The organism is Deltaproteobacteria bacterium (assembly GCA_016180855.1).
Classification (GTDB): domain Bacteria; phylum UBA10199; class UBA10199; order JACPAL01; family JACPAL01; genus JACPAL01.
Genome location: JACPAL010000002.1, coordinates 1 through 19,915, shown reverse-complemented (window position 1 = coordinate 19,915; position 19,915 = coordinate 1). Strand labels below are relative to the sequence as shown.

Here is a 19,915-nt window from a genome sequence, read left to right as displayed (position 1 = left end):
CCCTCTCTTACATTAAGAGAGGGAGCCAGGACGCCCCGGAGAGGTGAGTTATACAGCACAAGTACAACAATCCGATCCTGAAACCACGACGCCAGAGGCTGCGGATTAAGCAGTCAGATGCTGAAGAAATTCTATGGGAGCAATTGAGAAATCGGCAAATTCTCAACACAAAATTTTATCGGCAATATAGCGTCGGTCCCTACATACTTGATTTCTTCTCTCCTGCCTGCCGCCTTGCTGTTGAACTGGATGGTGCCCATCATCAAATTGAAGAAGTCCGAAAGATTGATGAGGAAAGATCACTGTTTCTAGAATCAGAGGATATTAAAGTAATACGATTTTGGAACCAAGAAGTACTGAAAAATATTGAAGACGTTCTGACAAAAATACGCAAGGTTTTCTCCTCTCTGTGCACGAGGCCCCTCTCTTAGTGTAAGAGAGGGGCAGTTGGCTAAGTGATAGCCGTGAAGGGGTGAGTTATGAACTACAGATTGATCGACCTCTCCCACACCTTTGCCCCCAAAATGCCAGTTTGGCCGGGGGATACCGATCCACAATTTACACAAAAAGCGACACTTGATAATGATGGCTATAACGGTCAACTGATAAAAACCAGCCTTCACGTTGGGACCCATATTGATGCCCCCATCCATATGATTTCGGGTGGGAGAAGACTCTCAGAAATCCCTGTGGAACGATTTTGTGGAAGAGGGTTGCTGATCGACGCACGGGGGAAGTCAGAAATAGATCTCCCCCTTTTAAACAATGTTCCCCAAGGTGAGATCATGCTCGTTTGCACCGCTTGGTCAAAAAAATTTGGTGTAAAGGAATATTATGAAAAATTTCCCCAAGTCACGAAGGGCTTTGCCCAAAGGCTCGTCGATCTTAAAATTAAACTCTTGGGGCTTGACACCCCAAGCCCCGATTTTGATCCATTTGAGATCCACAAGCTCCTCTTGCAAAAAGAGATCCTGATTATCGAAAATATGACAAATTTGGAATCGTTAATCAGAATGGATGATTTTGAAATTTTTGCGTTCCCCATAAAACTTGAGGCAGACGGAGCCCCCGTGAGGGTTGTGGCGAAGGTTGCGCTCCCATAACTCACCCTTCATGGACCATCATGGTTGCCGTGAAGGGGTGAAAGGGGTGAGTTAAAAAGCAACTCTCGCCCCCTCCTGCCGATATCAAGAATAGAGATGCGTCATGTTGAACAAAGTGCCGGTTATCCCCTGCTGGCAACAATCCCGGTTGTCTCCGATCTCTCCTCTTTTTCACAAACAGTACAAAAGGCAGTGACCGCCTCCTTTGCCGTCGCCTCGTTCGGCATCGGAATCGCGGTAAGCAATAAGCCGATTCGTCTCGCCTCAGGGCTTTTTTTGGCCGCCTCATCATTCCACTGGGGTCAACTTAAGGCCTCCGGAAGAGAAGGAGAGGCTATCGATGCAGTCACCGAGGCGGCTGTCCGGCGGGTTAAACATCTGTTGATCGCCTCTGATCTGTTGCTCAGCGGGGCGGCACTCTTCCTGGGGTTTTATTTCAAAAGTCGTCCCTTTCATGCCACGGGCCTCGCCCTGCTTGCCTTTGGCTCTCTCCAGTTGGGATTGGACAAAGAAAATCCCAAAAGGATTACCGACCAACCCGCGGAGACAGAAAACCGTTCTGTTCCTGAAATCGAAATACCAAAATATCGCAAAAAAATAACCGTGCGAGATCCCCATTGGGAGTGGCCGGAGAGACCCGACCCAATTCCGGATAGAGCTCAATTGTTCGTCTGTCGAACCGAGGCGTCCGAGGGGACAACAGTCCTCGTCCTCTCCAACGAAAAACGTATCCCGATGAACCAGTTTCAGGCATTGCCACTCACCCCTTCCCTGTGGGAACAGGAATTCCCCGATCGTCCCTTTGAGGAAGGGAATGAACGACTCGAATCGGACGAGTATCTGATCTACTGGGGGCCTTCGTTTGATCAGGAAAAGAGGGAGATGTGCGAGTATCGCTTCTGGTCGGTCCAGGAGATAGAGATAAACACTGAGCTTCCCGACTTTGCCTTAAATTACGAAAGCTTTGTAGGCACCATGGAACAAGGCAGTGATACCTCCTTCCTTTCGCTCAATGATGATGTTGTGACGATAGAAGTTTCAGATGACTATCCCCCCAACGATTTGAGGTCAGCCCTCCTCGATGTACGGTACGATTATAGCGACGAAGTGCCCTCGGTCTCTCTAAAGGTCTCAGGCCCTGACTTAATCAATGCAGTCAATCTGTTACACTCCGAAAGCGGGGTGCCCCACGATGGCGGATTACCCTTTAACAATCTCGCGCCAACCGTTGATATAAGATGCGCCGATGGTCACTGCCTCATCTTTGGGCTATCCGAAAAGCCATCCCCCCTCCTGCAGTCTTATCTGCAGGAACTCGTCCGGATCGCCTTTCTTGTGGAACCGATCCTCCCCGACTCTTAATGAGTGTCCCATAAATTCTCTTTAGGCCAGGAGCCCTGAGAAGGGCACCGGAGGCGTACTTGGAAGTACGTCGAGGATGCCCGACGAAGGGCGACGCCGCATAAAGGAATTTATGGGACACGACACTAACGCAACTTGAAGGGGGTTATTGCCGATTATATCAACGTGGGCCTTTTCCCTTCCAACGACGCCACAATCCTGTACGTCGATGACCAGCCGTCGCACCGCCTCCTCTTCGAACATGCCTTCCGGGGAGACTGGCTCGTCCTGACCGCCCCCTCAGCGGAGGAGGGTCTTCAGATCCTCCAGGAACATGCAATTTTTCTTGTAGTGGCCGACCTCAGTATGCCGAAGATCTCCGGTATCGACTTTTTGTCGGAGGTCCAGAAGGTCTCTCCCCAAACGGTCCGTGCCGTTCTCTCCGCCTATTCGAGTGCCCCCTTAAAGGAGGAGGCAAAACGGAAGGCTGGTGTTACCGCATTTTTTGAAAAACCATGGGACAAACAGAGGATCCGTCATTTTATCGATGAATCCTATGCCCGCCTGCTGACCAATGAGCCCCAACAGGAGAAACAGCCGGAAGACCTCAACTCCCTGATTCAGAAGAAAACCGTACCGCTCTCCATCGTGAGTCAACTCCCCCAAAAGGCAGAAGGGGAGGTCGATGCGAGGGGGGCCAAGCGAATCTTTCTCTCCTACTGTGAGCCGCCTCTTCGGAAGGAGGAGGTAGCGATCATCCGACGCGCGGCCAAGGAATCCTGGTGCCGTGCCGTCATCGCCTCCATTCAGGGAGATCACGACTCCCTAGAAAAGGCGCTGTTCGAGCTCATGAAGGAATAAAGTTTAAGTCCCGAGATATTTCTCGATCTGAGACACCACCATCGTATTCAAGACATCCTTCTTCGTAAACCACCCTTTTCGGGCAATCCCCACACCGAGTTTATAGACCGACAAACCATCAACAGAATGGGCATCAGGATTGATCGATATCCTTACCCCCTTCTCCTTCGCATAAGGACCAAATCGCCAGTCGAGGTCGAAACGATGGGGGCTCGCATTGAGTTCAATCACCTTACCGTAATCCGAGGCGGCATCGATCACCTGTCTCATGTTAACCTGTATTCCCTCCCTTTGAAGGAGGAGCCTCCCCGTCGCGTGTCCCAAGATGGTGCAATACTTATTCTGAAGCGCCTTGATGATCCGCGCAGTCATCTCATGACCCGGCATGTTAAACGAGGAATGGATCGAACCGATTACAAAATCAAACCGCTGCAGAATCGAATCGGAATAATCGAGAGAGCCGTCCGGCAGGATATCCGATTCAACTCCCCAGAAGATCCTGATCCTGAATCTCTTCCGGAGCGTTTCAACCTCCCTCTGTTGCAAGGAGAGCCGATCCGGCTTGAGTCCTCCCGCGTAGTAGGCCGACTGGCTGTGATCCGACAGGCCAACATATTCCAATCCGAGCCGCTCTGCCTCTGCAATCATCTGTTCCAGAGAGGCCGTTCCGTCACTCCATGTGGAATGGACATGAAAAACCCCGCGAATATCTTTTCCCTGGACCAGATCCGGGATCTTATTTTGACTCGCCGCCTCAATCTCCCCCATCCCTTCGCGGAGCTCCGGTGGGATGTAGGCGAGTCCTAATCGGCCAAAGATCTCTTCCTCACTTCTGCATCGGAGACGTCTCTCCCCCTTAAAAAGACCGTATTCATTCAGTTTGAGACCAGACTCCTTGGCCCGGTTCCGCATCTCGGTATTGTGTTCGGCACTCCCGGTAAAATGATGAAGCGCAAACGGGAATTCGTCATCGGAGACGGAACGGAGATCAACCTGCATCCCGCTCTCCTTCAAAATGACAGAGCTCTTCGTCTCCCCCTGCCCGATGACAGAATCAACCTCCGGCAGGGCAACAAAATCGGCCATCACCTTTTGAGGCCTCTTTGTACTCACAAGGATGTCGATGTCCCCAATCGTCTCCCGATGTCGGCGCAATGAGCCCCCGAGCTCGCACCGGATAACGTCAGGCTGTTTCCTTATCTTTTGAAAAAGCGGGAGGGCCGCCGCAAGCGCCTCATCATAACGACGCCTCTCGGCATATTTCTCGAGATGCGTGATCCCCTCCAGGATCTTTTTCTCGCTCCTCTCCCCAAAACCTTCCAACTCCCTGATCTCCCCCCGAAGACAGGCGATCTTCAGCTTGGAGACGGTATCAATCTTCTTCTTTCTGTAGAGGACGCTCGCCTTTTTGGGGCCAACACCCGCTATCTTGATGATCTCCAGGAGACCGGCCGGGACCTTTTTCCTTAACTCCTCGTAATAAGGGAGGCGACCTGTCTGAACCAGGGTTGTCACCTTCTCGACCAACGCCTCACCAAAGCCAGATAACTCTTGAAGCGTGCCGCTCCTGACCAACTCCTCAACCGACTCCGTTTGCCCCTCCAACGTTCGAGCCGCGTTGTGATAGGCACGAACCTTAAACGGATTTTCTCCCAAGAGCTCCAGAAGCATGCCGATTTCATTAAGGATAGAAACGACGGTCTCTTTTTCCACGGGAAATAGACTCTAACAGGCAATCGGAGGTGTTCTCAATGATTTTTGATGGGGGATATTTAGCAATTACCCCTAAAACTACTGTCGGTCCACCGGAGCTCGCGAGCAACCTGCATACGTGACGCTCGTATGACCCCGGAGACCATCGACTCAACGGGATCTGTCGTTTTCCAACCAGGGCTTGACGGGAGAGCAAGCCACGTAAGTGCCTCATCAAGTGCTTTTCCACTAAGCTCTCGTGGTTGCCACTGCGTCAGATCTTCCAACACAGCATCAGGGGCCTGCCCCAATAAATCGGGTCGGGAGAATCCCGCATAAATAGATTGAGACTCATTCACTGTCGGTCGCCTTGTCCCCTTACCATACATCAGCAGGGGGCTACCGGGATGAGTACGGTCAAAATAGGCAGAGATCCACCGACTTCTTGCTTGCATTGTACCACATCTTAATTTCAGAGAGAGGCTGGTTATTGAATCAGTGACCTCCGCCCTGACAAAGACACTCCTCTTCCTACCTAGGTCTACCAAACATCTGGCAACGACGCCCTGCGCAGACTCTTCGAAGACAACGCTTGCGGGATCCAACACCCCCCACCGAAAACGCCCAAAACAACTCTCGAGGATAGAAAAGGCTTTGCCGCGCTGAGGAAGGACATCGAGTAGTTTAACCATAGTTAACTCTGTCTTGGGGTAATTATCGGTTTACCTTGGAAGAGGTTTCGCGTTTTTTTCAAAAAATTTTTGGAAGAGAAGGCCCAGGCCTTGGCAAGGGCCGGATAGGATGCTATCGAGATCTCGTGTCACAACTCAATGGTCTCTGGTCAGAAAAAACGAAACAGAGGCTGGAGAACTGGCTTGGCAAGGTAACCAAACCGGGAAATGGTCGACAACCACCGCTGGCGATCTTCGACTTCGACAAGACCGTTATTCAGAACGACGTCGGTGAGGCGGTCTTCCACTACCTTGCCGAGAATATGAAGCTGGCCTATTCGTCATCGCTCTATAAACATATCGGGGAACGATACGAAGCTAAACTCATCGAAGAGGCGGTCAAACGCCTCCTCCCATTGTCACCCGAACAGCGTCGAAAAGATCCTCTTTATAGAAAATATCAGAAGGCCATTCTAGGGGCCTACTATCATCGGATTGAACAAGAAGGTTCCAAGGCGGCCTATCCCTGGGTCGTTGCCGTCTTTGCCGGGCTCTCTGAACGAGAGATGTATCAGCTGACGGGCCAGGCAATTAAAGAGGAGTTGAGGAGAGCGATTACCGAGGAAGAGATTCGTACAGATCCAGCGGACCAACACCCGCTTCATGTAAAACGAGGGATCCGTCTCTATCCGGAGATTGAACAATTAATGCGGCTCATGAAAGAGGTGGGGGTCGAGGTCTGGGTCGTCTCCGCCTCGGCACGATGGATTATCCAAAAAGTGCTCGAACAACTTAAGCTACCCGTCGACAACTTTATCGGCATGGCGGTCGAGGTCAGGAATGGAATTCTGACCTCTGATCCGGTCCACCCCCAACCGATGGGGCCGGGAAAGCTCGAGGCGATTTTGAAACAGATCGGCCGGATCCCCAATTTTGTCGCCGGCGACAGTCCATCCGATTTTGCAATGATGGAGAGTGCCACCGAAATCTCCCTCTTGATTGATTCCGGAAATCCTGAGACCAGGAGCCACGCCGAAAAGAACGGCTGGTTGATCCAGACGGCCTTTTAAGGCCGCTTCCCCTAAAAACAGTGTACCCCCAAAGAGTACACTTTTATCTGTCATGAAAGTTATGGAAGCACCTTTAGGGGTTTGAAATCGATACGCGAGGTAGTTTTTTTAAAAAAAAGAGGAGGATTCTTATGATTATGCCCCCACCCACAACCCCACCCGCCGATTTCGCCAGACAGGTCATTATAACAGGCCCTAGCGTTGGATCCTTGGAGGCCCAAGGCCGGGCGTTTTTTTTGGTGAGTGATCCTTTAAATTCATTGGACCCTATGGCGGCCCGAGGGGCCGTTGAGGAGGTTACTGCCAACGTGGGGGACATGTTTCACGTCACTACCTTTGGTGATACCGACCCAGATGCCGTTCTGCGTGAGTTAATTGGTGATCATCGCATTGAAAGAATTGTCCCAAGAGAACGAGGCTGGGTGAAGGTTACAACCTACCGTCGACTGACGACTTCACTCCTCTCAGCCGCTCTTCTGGTAGGTCTCGGAATTGGTTTTACTATGATGGAAGGTCGGTTACGGAGAGAGGCATAGCCCTTAAAAGAACAGTTGTGCCTCATAAAAATTAATACTAATTCCACTCACAAGTGGAAAATATTGATCGTAAATACAAGCTCTGGCGGATCAAGATCTTTGCGGTAACCTGGATCACCTATGCCGGGTTTTATCTCTGTCGAAAAAATTTCGCCGTCGTCAAATCCCCGCTCAAAACGGAGTTCGGATTCGACAACCTTCAGCTTGGGCTTATCGACACCGCCTATCTGACGACTTACGCCATTGGCGCCTTTTTAAACGGGGTCCTGGGCGATCGATTCGGAGCGAAGGTGACGGTTGGCGTGGGGCTCGTTGTCGTCGTGATCACCAATTATCTCTTTGGCTACGGCTCAGTCCTTGGATTCCTCATGATGCTGTATGGGATTAACGGCTATGCCCAGGCAACCGGCTGGCCCGGGCTCGTCAAGACGATGGCGAACTGGTTCTCTGTCCATGAACGGGGTATTGTAATGGGCTGGTGGGGGAGCTGTTTCGAAATCGGCTCCGCAATCGCAACGGCAGTCGCCACCTGGTCACTCGCCCATTGGGGATGGCGTTATTCGTTTTTTGTCCCAGCCCTGCTTCTGACCGGAATCACGCTCCTCTTTTTTATCTTCCAGAAGGATCATCCGGAGGATGTCGGTCTCCCGGATATCGAAACCTATCGGAGAGAAGATAAAAATATCCTGGAAGAGAAAAATGGCAGGCTCCCTTTTAAGACCGTCTTGAGGGATGTCCTCTCAAGCTCGACCGTCTGGATCTGCGGGGCGAGTTATTTCTGTCTCAAATTGGTACGCTACGCCCTCATGTTTTGGCTCCCGCTCTATATGGTGGAACGGCTCGGTTATAAACCGGATCAGGCCGGTTACCATTCAATCATCGTGGAGGTCGGTGGGTTTCTGGGAGGGCTCGTGGCCGGTTATGTCTCGGACAAGCTCTTTGATTCGCGTCGCGGACCGATCGCCGCCCTCATGCTTTTTGGTTTGGGCCTTTCGATCTATGCCCACACCTACCTGACCCTCATGGGCCCACTCATGAATGCGGTCGGGATGGCGCTCGTCGGATTTATGATTTATGGACCTGACTCGATCTTGACCGGGGCGGCCGCCATGGACTTTGGAACAAAAGAAGGGGCCTCAACGGCGGCAGGATTTATCAATGGAATGGGCTCCACGGGCGCCGCACTTCAAGGGTTGATTGTGGGGTATGTCTCACAGAAATTTGGCTGGAATTATCTCTTCTACCTTTTTATAGGACTCTCATTCATCGCAGGATCGTTGACATCCCTGTTGTGGAATGTTGAGGCACCGCATAAGAAGGTAAATCCTTGAGATTTGGAGTTTTAAGGAGGCTCTATGTCGACAAAGCAGCAGGTTTTGGAGACGATTAAGGCCAGCCCGCACCCCGAGGTGAAGGTCGCCACCTGCGACATCGACGGCGTGCTGCGTGGAAAATATCTCTCAAAGGAAAAGGTCCTTTCAGCGATCGATAAAGGTTTTGGCTTTTGTGACGTCGTCTTCGGGTGGGACAGCGCCGATGTCCTGTATGACAATGCCAAACTGACCGGCTGGCATACCGGTTACCCCGATATTGTTGCCAAGGTCGATCCGGCGACCTTCCGGAAGATCCCCTGGGAGGCCGACCGGCCGTTTTTACTGGCCGACTTTTATACAACAGAAGGGAAGCCGTATCCGGTCTGCCCCAGAAATCTGCTCAAGAAGGTCGTGGAGCGGTATCAACGTCTTGGGTTCGAGCCTTATTCCTCAATCGAGTTTGAGTATTTTCTTTTTGACGAAACCCCCCATACCCTCCACGAGAAGAATTTTCAGAACCTCAAACCACTCACCCCGGGGATGTTTGGCTATTCGATCCTCCGCGCCTCTGCCAACAGTGAGTTCATGACAAAGATTGTGAGCCAAATGAACGGATTTAATGTCCCGATCGAGGGGATCCATACCGAGACCGGTCCGGGTGTCTATGAATCGGCGATCCTCTATACCAGATCACTCGAGGCGGCCGACCGGGCGGTCCTCTTCAAGACCGGCATGAAGGAGTTGGCCTACAAGGAGGGAAAGGTCGCCAGTTTCATGGCAAAGGGAAATCAAAACCTGCCCGGTTGCGGTGGACATGCCCATCTGAGTCTCTGGAGGGATGAAACGAACGCTTTCGCCGACTCGAACGACCCGAACCGAATGAGCCCCCTCTTCCGTCACTTTGTTGCGGGCGTCCTGAATGGGCTCCACGATCTGATGGCGTTTTATGCCCCAACGATCAACAGCTATAAGAGGAGCGTCCCGGGGGTCTGGTCACCGCTCAATGCGACATGGGGAGTTGAAAATCGTACCACCGCCCTGCGAGTCATTCCCGGCCTCGACCCGAAGGCGACGCGTGTCGAACAACGAACCAACGGGGCGGATATCAACCCCTATCTGGCGCTTGCGGCAACACTCGCCTCCGGTCTCTATGGGATCGAGAGGAAACTCCCCCTCGATCAACAACCGGTAAAGGGGACGGCGTATGAGTTGTCAACCAAGGAGGTGCCGCATCTCCCACGAACCTTGGCTGAGGCGACGGAGAGGTTAAAACGGAGTCTCTTGGCACGAGAACTTTTTGGAGAGGAGTTTGTTGATCACTACGTTCGAACGCGTGAATGGGAGGTTCGTGAGTACAACAAGGCCGTAACGGACTGGGAACTAAAACGGTATTTTGAAATTATATAAGGAGGAATTTATGAGCGAAACCGTGCATGCCTTTTACTTTCCAACAACAATCCTGTTTGGTGCTGGAGCGATCAAGAAGCTGACAAGCGAGCTCAAAAGCCGCGGTTGCGAAAGACCGTTTGTTGTGACCGACAGCGGCGTTGTCCGACAACCGTTCTTTGAAACGATCATGACCGAATTGAAAAAGGCCGGCTATAACCCAGCCGTTTATTCTGAGGTTCATGCCAACCCGATCGAGAGCGACGTCGTTGGCGGAACCAAGCTTTGTCTCGAAAATCGGGCCGACTGGATCATTGCGATTGGCGGTGGATCCCCGATGGATGCCTCCAAGGCGATCGCCCTGAAGGCGTGTGCCGAGGGCTCCCTTTTTGACTATACCGAGATGGGAAACAAATCGGTCCCCGAGAATGTTCTTCCAATCGCCGCGATCCCGACAACGGCAGGGACCGGTTCGGAAGTCGGTCGAAGTGCAGTCATCGGCGAGGACCGGACCGGGATCAAGCACGTCGTCTTTTCACCTCGCCTCTTGCCGAAATTCGTTGTTGCCGACCCTGAATTAACCTTAAATCTTCCCCCTTCAATTACGGCCGCCACCGGCATGGATGCGATGACCCATAACGTGGAGGCGTATCTCGCCAAGGGGTTCCACCCGATCTGTGACGGCGTCGCCCTGGAGGGAACGCGTTATGCCTCCAAATATCTGGAGCGGGCGGTCAAAAATGGGAAGGATATGGAGGCCCGAAGTGGAATGATGCTCTCCGCTATGATGGGGGCGATCGCATTTCAAAAAGGGCTGGGCGTCAATCACTCGATGGCCCATCCGCTGACAACAGTTGCCGGTATCCCCCATGGAACTGCGAATGCCCTCTGTCTTCCCACAACACTCACCTTTAACAAGGAGGTCCGTCGGGATCGTTTGGAGACACTCGCGACGCATAGTGGCCTTGAGGATCGAACCGCTGAAGGGTTCATTACCTTTATGAAAAAATTGACGGCAGCGATCGGAATTCCCCCGCGACTCCGGGATGCCGGTGTGAAAGAAGAGATGATGGGACGACTCGTCGATCTCGCCGTTCAGGATGTCTGCCAACTGGAAAACCCGCGTCCCGTTACCCGGCAGGATTTTGAGAGGATGTATCGGGAGATTTTTTAGATTTTCTCCTTAACTCCCCATAGGCCCCCCTTACCCTAAGGGGGGCATGGTACTGAGAATTTATCTTATGAAAATTTTAAACCCTGCCACGGAAGAATTAATCAAGGAAGTTGAAGAAGAGACGACCAGTTCACTTCAAAAAAAATACGACGCCCTTCGGGAGGGTCAGAGGCGATGGTCCAAGATCCCCCTGGAAAAAAGAGTCGAGCCGATCCGACGTTTTTCCCTTTTATTGGAACAGAACAAGGAATCGCTCGCAAAAACCCTGACCTTGGAGGTCGGCAAGCCGATTCGCGAGTCTTTGAACGAACTCACCGGGGTCAGGAAAAAAATGCAATTTTTTATCGACCACGCCTCTGAAATCCTTAAATCCCGCCTCGCGCGTGAAGAGACGGGACTCAAAGAGTGGCTCGAGTTTGAGCCGCTCGGTGTCGTTGCCAATATCTCGGCCTGGAATTACCCCTATCTGGTCGGCGTAAATGTCTTTATCCCGGCCCTCATTGCGGGAAACGGGGTCCTCTACAAACCGTCTGAACATGCAACGCTCACCGGCATCGAGATCGGCCGGCTCCTATGGAAATCGGGGATTCCGGAAGATCTCTTTCAGGTAGCGATCGGGGGCGGGCGTGTCGGAGAAATGGTTCTCTCACTCCCCTGTGACGGTTTTTTCTTCACCGGTTCCTATCGGACCGGGCAGTCGATCGCCTCGGCGGTCGGTTCGCGATTGATCCCGATGGGGCTTGAGTTGGGGGGGAAGGATCCCCTGTACGTCATGGAGGATATTCGGGAGATACGACAAGTTGCGGCCGCTGCGGTTGAGGGGAGTTTTTACAACAACGGCCAGAGCTGTTGCGCGGTAGAAAGGATCTATGTCCAGAAGAAGATCTTCGAGCCATTCCTTGAAAGCTTCCTGAACGAGACAAAAAAACTTAAAGTCGGAGATCCGACAGACTCCCAAACGACCCAAGGCTCTCTGGCACGTCCTCAACAGATCCCTTTTTTGGAGGCACAGGTCAAAGATGCAGTCAATCGTGGTGCGAGACTCCTGGCCGGAGGAAAGAGATGGGGAACAAAAGGGGCGTTTTTCGAACCAACGATCTTTACGAATGTAAATCATACAATGAGTCTCATGAGGGAGGAGACGTTCGGACCTCTGATCGGTATCCAGCAGGTTCAAGATGATGAAGAGGCGGTCCGTCTCATGAATGACACAGAATTTGGTCTGACAGCCGCCGTTTATTCCACGTCAGAGGAGAGGGCCCGTGCCGTCTTGGGTCAAATCAACACCGGCACGGGATACTGGAACTGCTGCGACCGTGTGAGTCCGTATCTCCCATGGTCCGGAAGGAAACATTCGGGCCTCGGCTCTACGCTCTCCTTTTTGGGTCTCTACCCCTTTGTGAAACCGAAGGCCTATTATTTACGTCACCCTTAATATGAAGCACTCAAGGCAAAAACCGATCATCGGGATGACCGGCAATATCTATCCACCGGATCCCCCCAGAAATATCTACGCCAAGAAACATATCCAGGCGCTGGAGATGGAGGGCCTCCAGGCTGTGTCAAGGGCAGGTGGATTGCCGATCATGCTCCCCGAAACAGGAACACCCTCTGATGCGGAGCAGATGATCGAGCTAATCGATGGCCTTATCTTGACGGGAGGGGCGGATGTGGCCCCTCAAACCTATCATGAGAAACCGATCAGTGAACGCTGGCCAGGGGATCCTAAAAGGGATGCCTACGAATTACGCCTTATCGACCTGGCCTTGAAGGCTAAAAAGCCAATCCTCGGCCTCTGCCGCGGGTGCCAGATCCTCAATGTCTATTTTGGTGGAACCCTTTACCAGGATATTACCAGCCAAAAACCGGGCACCCTCCTCCATCGGGATGTGGAAAAATATGACCATAACAACCACTTTGTCAGTCTGGAAGAAAACGGTCTTCTTTTCCCTCTCTACAACAAAGCACGGCTTAAGGTGAATAGCGTTCACCACCAAGCGGTCAAAGACCTGGGAAAGGGGCTTAAGGCAAGTGCCATCTCCGAAGACGGCCTCATCGAAGCGGTTGAGCTAGCAAGACCTTTAAACTCTTTTCTTCTGGGTGTTCAATGGCATCCAGAATGGGAGGGAAATCCAAAACTCTCACTCGACGATGGGCAAAAAATCATGGCGGCATTTTTAGAAAAATGTCGGGGCACTTCTTAACCGATCTATTGCGATGTTAACTAAGTCACTTATTCTCAGCCTGCTTTTATCTTATCCATTGATAAGCATTGCCTCTCCCATTAAAATTTCTTATCAAAAAGGTGATTCTCATCGCCCTAGCAAAATGCATGCTGAGGGAATCATCAAGGGAGAACCAGAACAAATTTGGGAGATAATCATCCGAATTAATGATTGGTCCCACTTTATGCCAAGAATGCCGGTAAGCCACTACGTTTCTGAAGAAGGGGTTGTTGCCATACAAAAGACCAGAAATCAGAACCCAAAGTTCTTATCGAAACTAGCTGCACAATTCAAAATTGATAGAAAACCCCACCGTAGAGGAAAGTGGGGCGGAATAGCCTTTCAGGTGGTTAATACACCATTCCCGGTCGCCAATCGCTGGTTCCTTCTGCGCTACTTAAACAATGAAAGTAAAATTTATGAACGGAAGTACGAACAGTGCTGGTCCATGATCGATGGTAATGTTCGTTCGGTTCAAGGCTGTTTTCGTCTCCAACCTACAGAAAAAAGAGGTGAGACCTTTCTCTATTATGAAGAGATTTCAGATCTCGGAGGGCACATCCCCGAGTGGGTCGTCAAATTGGGTGTACGGATGACAACGCCGGATGTTTTCCACAATTTGGAAAGAGAAGCAACCAGTCATTAGAATCTTTTTACAAAAATTATCGGCAATATCATAATCATATGCCAGGAATACCGAAGGTCGTCATTCTCATTTCTTACTTTCCAAAAGAGATAGGCCCTGTGAGCCAGAGTTTAGCTGAACCTTAAGGCCCCAGCCAATTCATCAGAATTTGTCTCGCTTCCTTATAGATAAATCCCGGAAAAAGGCTTTCCCTTGGGCCGGCGACATTGAGCTTCTTTATCTGATGCTCTGTAATCCATCTTAAGAAAACTGCTTTTGAAGGAGACTTTTTCATCTCCACGATCAGAAGAGGCTTTCGATACGTTCTGGCACATTCGATCGTATAGGCGGTTCCGCCAGAGGGTAGACCCCAAGTAAGGATCAAAGTCCCATCGGCATCACGGACGTTCCATTCCGTTCGTTGGGAGTAATTTTTCGAAGGGGTTTCCTGAAGCGGATAAATCGAATCAATCGTGCCGTCTTCGGCCTGCCGTCCCTTCGGACACCAACCGCCGCAGGGAATTTCTAACTCTAAGGCAACATCCAGCGCCGCCCGGTCGACCCCCGTTTGACCGCCTGAGATGATTGTTTTGATCAGCATAGTGATTTGTGCCTGAGATATTTATGGAATTCTTGTCCGCAACGATTGCAATTGAATAACGGTGTCTCCCCCCAAAAATACCGTAGATCAAAATACCACTCGACAGGCGGAGCACAATATAGGTATATTAAACCAATATGAAGGCCGTCCTGGTCTACTGGCATAAGGCTCGTCTTCAGGGACGGTATGTTCTTGAAATGGAGATACATAAGGTCGGACTCTCGAAGAAGTATCCTCATGGAATTAAGTATGGACTTGTATTGGCTGACCTAAAGAGCGGGAAAAAGATTCTCATGGACAACCATCATCCCAAAGGGCCCCATGTTCATTTGGATAGCCAGGAAATAGCCTATGAATTCTCAGGCGAGGAAAAGTTGATCAAAGACTTTAAAACATTAATTTTTGAAAACATGGGGGTGAAGATATGAAACACCTTATTGTGTCACTAAAGACCGCTGATGAGATCCTGGATGATTTCAAAAGGGCATTTCGCAAGGCAAAAAAAGCGACTCCAAAAGAACCACACTACGAAGTCAGTTTTGACAATAAAAACGATTTCGATCGATTTGCCAGGAACTTACACGTTCTGAAGTACATCCTGATCTTCAAACCGAAATCAATCTATGAGCTGGCTAAGATTACAAAAATGGATGTTTCTAACTTAAACAAGATCATCCTTTTCTTTGAGGAAGTTGGAGCCGTGAGGGTCAAGACGGCCACGGTATCTGGACGAAAGGTAAGAATGCCTGTGGTTGAGTACGACACGGTCGAATTCAACTTGGCGGCGTGAGTTTCCCTTGGATTCATCAAGGGACAATTTCACCATAAATAGCCGATGGTTTTTGTTTTTGAAATGCCCAAAATTGATTTCCATAGTAAAAATGCCACCATTCATCATCGTAAGATGAAAAATCTTCCGCACATGAAGCTCCCAGCGGCAAGACCGCGGGGTTTCTTGGCGGAATCCCCGTAGCCACCAACCCTCCTCTGCCAATGCTTCGGATCTCCGGACCATTCATCCCCGCAAGACGGCGGGGAATTAAGCCCCGATTAAACACATTTTAGGCCAAAACTGTTCTCTGCAGAGAACAGAAAATTTCGATAAAGGACAACCGACGCAACTTTGATGAGGGGGGTATGCCGATAATGAATCTGACAGGGAAAACTCTGTATCAATTTGAAGGAGACATTTATGGGAGGATCTAATGGAGTCAGGCCGGTACTATTTAATCCCTTGACGGTCGATGGTTTTAACGCTGCTCAGGAGGAGTTTGAGTTGGAGGCGTTCAGAGAGGCCTCCTGCGAAGCTCAATGGCGATTCAGTCAAGACCTTGAAGATAGTCGAGTCCGAGTGCTGGATCTGCCTGGTAATTCTGGAGAAAAACCTGATGGGATGGTGGACCATAACGATCTCTTTGGTGACCCAGGGATGTTCGCTAACGATCAACCGACATTTCTAGATGGTAAAGAAAAGATCGCTTTATTAAACAGGACCTGTTCCCGATTTGCAGAGAAAAGCCCCTTAACCCAAACAGCTGAGGCTCAAACCGCCCTTAGAGAGGCTGGAGCAGAAAAATGGACCGGGCGTTACAACCCCGAACGCAGGGGGTGCGAATACACTCCCGATGTCCCTACCAAGCTTGGTCGTAAGAAGGATTAGTGGAATACGCTACTACGATCCATGAAAAATTTTGCTCTCCCAAAGAATTTACCCTCCGCACCGCGGGGCTTCACTTATGCCGACCTCAAATCCTGTCCTAAAAAGTAAAGGCCACCTCTCTCACGTAAGATCTTTCTGTTTGAGCTAATGGGACATAAGTTCGAACCTATTTTGCCTAAAATATCACAGAGAGATAATTCATAGTTTACAATACTAAAATTACATGCATAATTAGTTTGTGTTCCTCAATCGTCTCCAAACCTTTAAAAACCTAAATAATTCTAGCTGCTTCCTATGGGGTCCACGACAGGTTGGCAAGACAAGTCTTCTTGGTAAAATTTTTAGCGATTCACTTCTGTTCGATTTACTTGATCCACGACTCTATGAAGAATTGACCCTCAACCCCGGCCTCCTTCAGGAAAAAGTTTTAGCGGAAGCCAAAAACCGAAAGCCTGTCATCATCGACGAAATTCAAAAAATTCCGAGGCTGCTGGATATCGTTCAACACTTAATAACAAAGTACGATACCCAATTTATCTTAAGCGGTTCCAGTGCCAGAAAGCTGAAAAGGGGGGCAGGAAATCTTTTGGGTGGGCGTGCCGTCCGGTACGAACTCTACCCGCTCGTCTACAAGGAAATTCCCAATTTTGACCTTCTTCGCGCCTTAAACCACGGACTTCTACCCCAACACTACCTGCATGAAGCTCCCATAGACCTCATTCATGCGTATGTCGGGGACTACCTCAAAGAGGAAATCTTCGCAGAAGCTCTAACGCGCAATTTGCAGGCTTTTTCAAAATTTTTGGAGGGGGCCGCATTCAGTAATGGAGAACAGGTGAACCATACGAACATTGCCAGCGATTGCGGTGTCTATTCGAGCACGGTCAGGAATTATTTTCAAATTCTCGAAGACACTCTGATTGGGAGATTTCTTCCCGTGTATCAAAAGAGACCGAAACGACGTGTAACAAAAGCCCCAAAATTTTATTTTTTTGATATGGGAATTGTAAATTTTCTTTTGAAGAGAGGTAAAATTGAAAAAGGGAGCGAGGTTTTCGGTAAGGCGCTGGAACATTTCATTTATCATGAAATCGTAACGCACAGCCATTATTCGCGGCTTAATTATGGAATCTCTTTCTGGAGAACAAGTTCCCAAATGGAAGTTGACTTTATTTTGGGGGATCATGAGATCGCCCTTGAGATCAAGGGAACTTCTTTGGCTCAAGAGAAACACTTAAAGGGACTCAAGGCATTTCAGGAGGAATATAAAGTTAACAAATCAATTTTAGTTTCTCTGGACTCTTCACCACGCTTGGCCGGTGATATTCGAATTTTGCCCTGGAATATCTTTTTAGAAGAGCTTTGGTCAGGGAAGATTATCGCTTGAATTCGATCGATGAGGCAGGAGTTACTTTGGATCTCCAGCGGGGAGGGAGCCTGTTGAGCTGTGAAGGAAGTCACGCCGGTGGGTGTGTACTTCCTGACAAAGACAAAATAACACCCCTCATCCTCCCCAGTTCCTATGACATGAACATAACCTGCAGGTCATTTGTTTACTTCTTTTTCTTCGGCTTAGTAACTTCAGGCTCTGCCGCTGGCGCTACCTCCGGCTCTGCTTCAGATGCCGGTGTTTTTAGCAAGTTGGACCATTCGGGCCGTTTGGTGACGTTACTGCAGTCGACAGAGGTCAGTCCGGCGGCCGTGCTTCCATCCGTATACAGGAAGAAACACAACCCGGTCACCGTATCATACAGGTAGCGGAAATCACCGATCTCTTGCTCATAAACGCCCGACTTTTTATACTCACTGACCTTGAAGGTCTTGGCGAGGGCCGGAATTGGTAGAGCAAGAAGCGCCACCATCACGATAGCCAGTTTTATGATTTGCATAGAGTCCTCCTTATTTTGTGCTCCCTGAGGTGCATTGGCTGAACCTGGAGGAGGCCTCCATTCTCCACCTAATCCCCCATGCCTTCCTGCATATAGTCTACTACGATCCCTATAATTTTTTTGACGGTGTCATTGCAAGATTTAAATGAAATACGATCCAAAACGCCGTTTCCAAACTTTTTCAATACATCGCTAATAAGGGCATGCACAAATGACTGAGTCGCCGCAGTGACCTGGCTGAAATCCAGAATAACCTCTTCATGATTTTCCAGAGCAGGTATTATTTCCTGCAAGCGCATGTTCCTTGCGACATCCTTGTTTTCGGCAAAGGCTCCCGCCTCTTTAAAAATGGTAATTATCTTCATATAAATTTTGGTTTTTTGTAACGTTCCCTTTTCCGTTCGCGTACAGCTGAACTATATGTTTTACGGATTGCATCTAACAGTAGAGAGAATTCCTTGGTTTGATCGAGCGTAATATCCACTCCCACTATCGTTCCATTCCAATATGGAAACACTCCTCTCTCGGATCCGATAGAATGCCTGTCATCAAATGGATCAGCGTGCAACGAAATCTGTTTATCAGATGTGCGCTTCAAAAGTTTATAAAAACCGTTTCCGCTATAAATAGTGAAGTAGTCCCGATTTACGAAGGCAATCGATTTGATGAAAAATAGTCCCGCACCGGCATTTTGTTCCGTGCCGCCTTCTTTACCTGTAGTGCCTGTAATTCCGGGGGTTAACGCCAGCTGAATCGCCTGTAAATCTGTTTTGGCCATATGGGACTGATTGATTGTTTTTTTGATTCCTACGCCAGTGTCGGCAATGCCAATGCGGATGGAATTGCTTTTTTCATAATATTGAGCGCAAAGAAGCGCACCATTTTGTGCCCCTGCGTGTTCAATCACATTTCGAACGAGCTCACTCACAATATATCCAATAGTCTGTGACTGCTCCGCCTCCAGATGGAGCAATGGAATCATCTCCGTAATAAATTTGGTGAGCTCGTTAGATGTTTTAATTTGAGTGATTGGAATAAATCTCCCTGCTGGTTCATGTTCTACGACGTTAATACCGGACGAGATTCCCAGAATTTCGAAAAGTCCCATCCGCACAAGGTAATGTTTTGATTTGGCCTCCAACTTATCAAAATGGATGTGATCTGGGTTGAGGGTCAACCCCAATGCGGCAATCATTGAGAGCACAACCGGATGAACAGAAATCCATTTATCATTGGAAGTGATTGCCAACGAAGTGGGATTCAAGGGATCAAACCCGCGAATAAACGGGTCAATATTTCCCAAGAAGGCGCTATTGGGGAGATGTATCTTCATGCGGACATATTACCGGGAATCCCGGTAATGTGTCAAGCTACCGGGATTCCCGGTAAAGTTTAATATCTCCAACTGCATTTCAATTATTTGGATACGGTGAACTCCTGTGGCATTGGATTTGTTGGGTCTGTGTGATGCCCTTCCCCCTTCGACTCTGCTCAGGGCACAGCAGCGACTCGCCAGTGGCCACCACAGTTTTCCAAAATTTGACCCTCAAAAGGCTCCATTGATTAAAAAGCTTTTCGAAGAATATGCCACCGGTTGGCTCGAACCGTACCGGGAATTCCTGGAGGCGGCTCACCAGGCCCATCAGGTGGTGGCCCCTGATTTTGAAAATTTGTGCTCCCAACCGGATTCGAACCGGTGTTTATGCCGTGAGAGGGCACCGTCCTAGGCCTCTAGACGATGGGAGCCAGTGGCATCTTCGTAACAAAC

Annotated in this window: 23 protein-coding genes and 1 tRNA gene; 15 read left to right on the top strand and 9 right to left on the bottom strand. The window is 49.8% G+C overall.

Annotated features, from left to right (window positions below; translation table 11 throughout):
- Window positions 1–50 precede the first annotated feature (50 nt).
- The 4 genes from HYT77_00180 (at window position 51) to HYT77_00165 (ending at window position 3,305) form a co-directional block, all read left to right on the top strand.
- Complete coding sequence (locus HYT77_00180; protein MBI2066416.1) at window positions 51–431, top strand: endonuclease domain-containing protein; 381 nt, start codon at window positions 51–53, stop codon at window positions 429–431.
- A gap of 48 nt (window positions 432–479) precedes the next feature.
- Complete coding sequence (locus tag HYT77_00175) at window positions 480–1,103, top strand: cyclase family protein (protein ID MBI2066415.1); 624 nt, start codon at window positions 480–482, stop codon at window positions 1,101–1,103.
- Window positions 1,104–1,199: 96 nt separating this feature from the next.
- The gene (locus tag HYT77_00170; protein MBI2066414.1) at window positions 1,200–2,465 is read left to right on the top strand and encodes a hypothetical protein; all 1,266 of its coding nucleotides are present in this window, start codon (window positions 1,200–1,202) and stop codon (window positions 2,463–2,465) included.
- Between the two features lie 165 nt (window positions 2,466–2,630).
- The gene (locus HYT77_00165) at window positions 2,631–3,305 is read left to right on the top strand and encodes a response regulator (protein ID MBI2066413.1); all 675 of its coding nucleotides are present in this window, start codon (window positions 2,631–2,633) and stop codon (window positions 3,303–3,305) included.
- A 3-nt stretch (window positions 3,306–3,308) separates the two neighbouring features.
- On the opposite strand, the gene polX is transcribed toward HYT77_00165, so the two are convergent.
- Together polX and HYT77_00155 are read right to left on the bottom strand one after the other, a co-directional pair.
- Complete coding sequence (polX, locus tag HYT77_00160) at window positions 3,309–5,018, bottom strand: DNA polymerase/3'-5' exonuclease PolX (protein ID MBI2066412.1); 1,710 nt, start codon at window positions 5,016–5,018, stop codon at window positions 3,309–3,311.
- 59 nt (window positions 5,019–5,077) lie between these two features.
- Window positions 5,078–5,452: a hypothetical protein gene (locus tag HYT77_00155; GenBank protein ID MBI2066411.1), complete on the bottom strand. Its 375-nt coding sequence runs from the start codon at window positions 5,450–5,452 to the stop codon at window positions 5,078–5,080.
- A 362-nt stretch (window positions 5,453–5,814) separates the two neighbouring features.
- On the opposite strand from HYT77_00155, the gene HYT77_00150 reads away from it, so the two are divergent.
- From HYT77_00150 to HYT77_00115, 8 genes are all read left to right on the top strand, one after another.
- The gene (locus HYT77_00150) at window positions 5,815–6,738 is read left to right on the top strand and encodes a haloacid dehalogenase-like hydrolase (protein MBI2066410.1); all 924 of its coding nucleotides are present in this window, start codon (window positions 5,815–5,817) and stop codon (window positions 6,736–6,738) included.
- Between the two features lie 137 nt (window positions 6,739–6,875).
- Entirely contained in the window at window positions 6,876–7,274 is a 399-nt protein-coding gene (locus HYT77_00145; GenBank protein MBI2066409.1) for a hypothetical protein, read from the top strand.
- A gap of 53 nt (window positions 7,275–7,327) precedes the next feature.
- Window positions 7,328–8,605: an MFS transporter gene (locus HYT77_00140; GenBank protein ID MBI2066408.1), complete on the top strand. Its 1,278-nt coding sequence runs from the start codon at window positions 7,328–7,330 to the stop codon at window positions 8,603–8,605.
- Window positions 8,606–8,629: 24 nt separating this feature from the next.
- Window positions 8,630–9,994, top strand: a complete 1,365-nt coding sequence (locus HYT77_00135) for a glutamine synthetase (GenBank protein ID MBI2066407.1) — start codon at window positions 8,630–8,632, stop codon at window positions 9,992–9,994.
- 10 nt (window positions 9,995–10,004) lie between these two features.
- Window positions 10,005–11,147: an iron-containing alcohol dehydrogenase gene (locus HYT77_00130; GenBank protein MBI2066406.1), complete on the top strand. Its 1,143-nt coding sequence runs from the start codon at window positions 10,005–10,007 to the stop codon at window positions 11,145–11,147.
- A 67-nt stretch (window positions 11,148–11,214) separates the two neighbouring features.
- Window positions 11,215–12,582 carry an aldehyde dehydrogenase family protein gene (locus HYT77_00125; protein MBI2066405.1) on the top strand — a complete coding sequence of 456 codons (1,368 nt, stop codon included), beginning with the start codon at window positions 11,215–11,217 and terminating at the stop codon, window positions 12,580–12,582.
- Window position 12,583: 1 nt separating this feature from the next.
- On the top strand, window positions 12,584–13,351 hold the full coding sequence (locus tag HYT77_00120) for a gamma-glutamyl-gamma-aminobutyrate hydrolase family protein (GenBank protein ID MBI2066404.1): 768 nt from the start codon (window positions 12,584–12,586) through the stop codon (window positions 13,349–13,351).
- 13 nt (window positions 13,352–13,364) lie between these two features.
- The gene (locus tag HYT77_00115; GenBank protein ID MBI2066403.1) at window positions 13,365–14,018 is read left to right on the top strand and encodes a hypothetical protein; all 654 of its coding nucleotides are present in this window, start codon (window positions 13,365–13,367) and stop codon (window positions 14,016–14,018) included.
- A 121-nt stretch (window positions 14,019–14,139) separates the two neighbouring features.
- Here HYT77_00115 and HYT77_00110 read toward each other — a convergent pair whose 3' ends face one another.
- Window positions 14,140–14,598: a putative molybdenum carrier protein gene (locus HYT77_00110; protein MBI2066402.1), complete on the bottom strand. Its 459-nt coding sequence runs from the start codon at window positions 14,596–14,598 to the stop codon at window positions 14,140–14,142.
- Window positions 14,599–14,735: 137 nt separating this feature from the next.
- On the opposite strand from HYT77_00110, the gene HYT77_00105 reads away from it, so the two are divergent.
- Window positions 14,736–15,026 (top strand): hypothetical protein, encoded by a 291-nt coding sequence (locus HYT77_00105; GenBank protein MBI2066401.1) that lies wholly within the window; start codon window positions 14,736–14,738, stop codon window positions 15,024–15,026.
- Window positions 15,027–15,043: 17 nt separating this feature from the next.
- Here HYT77_00105 and HYT77_00100 read toward each other — a convergent pair whose 3' ends face one another.
- Entirely contained in the window at window positions 15,044–15,160 is a 117-nt protein-coding gene (locus tag HYT77_00100) for a 4Fe-4S binding protein (protein ID MBI2066400.1), read from the bottom strand.
- 244 nt (window positions 15,161–15,404) lie between these two features.
- Window positions 15,405–15,575 (bottom strand): hypothetical protein, encoded by a 171-nt coding sequence (locus tag HYT77_00095; protein ID MBI2066399.1) that lies wholly within the window; start codon window positions 15,573–15,575, stop codon window positions 15,405–15,407.
- Window positions 15,576–15,790: 215 nt separating this feature from the next.
- On the opposite strand from HYT77_00095, the gene HYT77_00090 reads away from it, so the two are divergent.
- A complete protein-coding gene (locus tag HYT77_00090) occupies window positions 15,791–16,258 on the top strand; it encodes a hypothetical protein (GenBank protein MBI2066398.1) in 468 nt (155 codons plus the stop codon).
- Window positions 16,259–16,496: 238 nt separating this feature from the next.
- Window positions 16,497–17,645 (top strand): ATP-binding protein, encoded by a 1,149-nt coding sequence (locus HYT77_00085; protein MBI2066397.1) that lies wholly within the window; start codon window positions 16,497–16,499, stop codon window positions 17,643–17,645.
- Window positions 17,646–17,811: 166 nt separating this feature from the next.
- Here the strand turns inward: HYT77_00085 and HYT77_00080 are convergent, their stop codons facing one another.
- The 4 genes from HYT77_00080 to HYT77_00065 all read right to left on the bottom strand — a co-directional run bounded on the left by HYT77_00080 (window position 17,812) and on the right by HYT77_00065 (window position 19,893).
- On the bottom strand, window positions 17,812–18,147 hold the full coding sequence (locus HYT77_00080; GenBank protein ID MBI2066396.1) for a hypothetical protein: 336 nt from the start codon (window positions 18,145–18,147) through the stop codon (window positions 17,812–17,814).
- 68 nt (window positions 18,148–18,215) lie between these two features.
- A complete protein-coding gene (locus HYT77_00075) occupies window positions 18,216–18,512 on the bottom strand; it encodes an STAS-like domain-containing protein (GenBank protein MBI2066395.1) in 297 nt (98 codons plus the stop codon).
- The gene (locus HYT77_00070; GenBank protein MBI2066394.1) at window positions 18,509–19,480 is read right to left on the bottom strand and encodes a hypothetical protein; all 972 of its coding nucleotides are present in this window, start codon (window positions 19,478–19,480) and stop codon (window positions 18,509–18,511) included. The genes HYT77_00075 and HYT77_00070 overlap by 4 nt, the downstream gene beginning before the upstream one ends.
- 340 nt (window positions 19,481–19,820) lie before the next feature.
- A tRNA-Glu gene (locus HYT77_00065) sits at window positions 19,821–19,893 on the bottom strand.
- Between the last annotated feature and the right edge of the window lie 22 nt (window positions 19,894–19,915).